Here is a 2,118-nt window from a genome sequence, read left to right as displayed (position 1 = left end):
CCAAGCGCTCAGCCGAGGAACGTGGCCGCCGCCAGCCCCGGCAGGATCATGGCGAGGGCAAACAGGAACCAGTCGTTGATGATGTGGGCCCCGGCCGCGACCCAGATGTTCTTCGTGCGGATGAAGGCGAGCGTCAGCGCGAAGCGGGCGCTGCCGATCGTGATGAGCGCCTGCGCGACGTTCCAGCCGTAGGTGGGCAGGTGCGCGGCGCCGAACCAGAGCGCGGAGATCACCCAGGCGAGGATGATCGCGGTCTTGCGCGACAGCTTCGCCCGCTGGAAGAGGATCGCCAGGATCGCCAGGAACGGCAGCAGCGTGAACAGTTCCTCGCCCAGGAGTTGCACCGCCGATCCCGCGAAGAAGCCCACCGTGTCCCAGGCCCCGCCCGCCCCGGTCTCGGCCACCGTGGGGTTCGCGTTTGAGCCGAACAGCTTTGCGATCAGCGGCCCGACGGCGAGCGTCACCGCGAGGTTCAGCGCGGCGAAGCCAAACATCGCGCCCACGTCCGCCCCGCGCACCCGCCGGAACAGCGCGCGCCAGGCCGGGCCCGCGCACAGCCCCAGCGCGAGCAGGGGGATCAGCACGAACAGCGCCCGGGGGATGACCGCCGCCCAGTTGTTCGGCTGCGGAATCAAGATCAGCGCGAAGTAGCCCACCGTGGTGGCCGCCCAGATCAGGAGCCACTTCGCCCCGGACAGCGCGACGGGGGAGCCGTTGTAGAACGGGAAGTCCACCCCGTCCGCGCGCTCGATCAGCCGCCCGAAGCGGTCGTGCGGCGCGAGGCGCCGGAGGGCGGGTGTGCGGTGGCTCGAATCCTGCTGGTTCGTCATGGGGTCCCCCGTCGGTGTGGAGTTTTAGTGTGCCAGCTGGCGGCCGCCGTGAACAGTCAATTGTGTAACTTTGTAACGAGTGTTACTTTTGACGCATGACGAATGTTACAGAATGTGACTGGTTGCTCCTGCTCCCGCGCGTCCCGGCCGAACCGTCCCGGCATCGCGTCGCGCTCTGGCGCGAGCTGCGCAAGATCGGCGCGGTGCCCGCGGCCTCCGGGGCCTGGACCGTCCCCGCCGTGCCCCCCTTCACCGAGGGGCTCGACGACGCCCGCGCGTTGGCCGAGCGCGGCGGCGGCACCCTCGCGGTGTTCACCGCGGTGCCCGGCACCGAGGCGGACCTCGCCGTGCTCGCCGAGAGCTTCGCGAGCGTGCGACGGGACGAGTGGGCGGAGTTCGAGGCGGACTGCGGCAAGTTTGATGACGAGATCGCCAAGGAGATCGCGAAGGAGAAGTTCACCTTCGGGGAACTGGAGGAAGAGGAGCAGAGCATGGAGCGCCTGCGCCGCTGGTTCCGCGACCTGAAGCAGCGCGATGTTCTCCGCCTTCCCGAGGCGCTCAGCGCCGAGACGCGCCTGGCGGCCTGCGCCGAGGCGCTCGCCGATTTCGCCGAGCGGGTGTTCGCCGCGCAGCTGCCCGCCTCGGGCCCGGAAGACGCGGAGCACGCACGCCGGGCCTAAAAACCGTCCGGCGGGACGGTTCGCGGCATAATGGAAGCGTCCGCGACCGCGCGGCGCGAAGGAGAGCACCATGGCCGTACACCCCGAGTCGACCGGACTGCGCCGCCCCGAGGTCAGCCCGGCGGACGCCGAGCGGATCGCGCGCGAGCGCTACGGCCTCGCCGCCGTCGCGACCGAGCTGGGCAGCAACCAGGATCGGAACTTCGTGCTCACGGAGGAGGGCGGACGCCGCACCGTGCTCCGGGTGGACAACCCGGTCTTCGCGCAGAGCGCCCGCGACGCGCAGTTCGCCGCGCTCGCGGCCTACGAGGCGGCCGGGGTGCCGGTGCCCGCGGCGCTGCCCGGCCTCGACGGGGAGCTCACCCAGCTGGACGGCCCCTACGCGGTCCGGCTCTCCGCCTTTGTGCCGGGCGAGCCGCTGGTCGACGCGGGATACCTTGCGCCGGTCGTGCTGGCCGAGTTTGGTGCCCTCGCGGCCCGCTCCGTGAACGCCCTCGCGGGCCTCGCCCACCCCGGGCTCGACCGCGAGCACATGTGGGACCTGCGCCGCGCGCACGCCGAGACGACCGCGCTGCTCGGCTCGATCTCCGACCCCGCCCTCCGCGAGC

Annotated in this window: 3 protein-coding genes; 2 read left to right on the top strand and 1 reads right to left on the bottom strand. The window is 71.5% G+C overall.

Features of this window, described 5'->3' with window-relative positions; all coding sequences use genetic code 11:
* Positions 1-8: 8 nt before the first annotated feature.
* Complete coding sequence (locus tag OOT08_RS02765) at positions 9-830, bottom strand: CPBP family intramembrane glutamic endopeptidase (protein WP_325091017.1); 822 nt, start codon at positions 828-830, stop codon at positions 9-11.
* A gap of 95 nt (positions 831-925) precedes the next feature.
* Between OOT08_RS02765 and OOT08_RS02760 the strand changes: the two genes are divergently transcribed.
* Positions 926-1,510 (top strand): Chromate resistance protein ChrB, encoded by a 585-nt coding sequence (locus OOT08_RS02760; RefSeq protein ID WP_325091016.1) that lies wholly within the window; start codon positions 926-928, stop codon positions 1,508-1,510.
* Positions 1,511-1,580: 70 nt separating this feature from the next.
* A partial coding sequence (locus OOT08_RS02755; RefSeq protein ID WP_325091015.1) for a phosphotransferase occupies positions 1,581-2,118 on the top strand: 538 nt, incomplete at its 3' end.

The sequence above is a fragment of the Leucobacter sp. M11 genome, assembly GCF_035726885.1.
Taxonomy (GTDB): Bacteria; Actinomycetota; Actinomycetes; order Actinomycetales; family Microbacteriaceae; genus JAPFRB01.
Note: the sequence above shows the minus strand (reverse complement) of the source record. Positions and strands in the feature narration are given on the sequence as shown.